Origin of the sequence: Vibrio marinisediminis, from assembly GCF_014050145.1 — a bacterium.
Lineage (GTDB): Bacteria > Pseudomonadota > Gammaproteobacteria > Enterobacterales > Vibrionaceae > Vibrio > Vibrio marinisediminis.
The window spans coordinates 1-235 of sequence record NZ_JACFYF010000348.1; the positions used below are offsets into that span (position 1 = coordinate 1).

1 protein-coding gene is annotated in these 235 nt (G+C 28.5%); it reads left to right on the forward strand.

Translation table 11 applies throughout. From position 1 onward, the window contains the following. Window positions 1–235 (forward strand): RDD family protein (locus tag H2O73_RS24315; protein ID WP_182110838.1); only part of this gene is annotated, 235 nt, incomplete at both ends.

The window sequence follows — 235 nt, forward strand, 5'->3', positions numbered from 1 at the left end:
TTAGATATGCTAATTATAGTTGCTTATGCTATTATTATGATGTGGATACTAAATGCTATAGGTCTTGTTGCTAATATGGAATCTTGGTTTATATACACCATTATGGGATTACCTATCTTTTTTTATAGTTTATTTTTTGAAGTTCTTATGAATGGGCAAACCCCAGGAAAATTCGTCAATAATATACGTGTAGTTAAAATTGATGGTTCTAAACCTACTTTTGGAAGTTATTTAT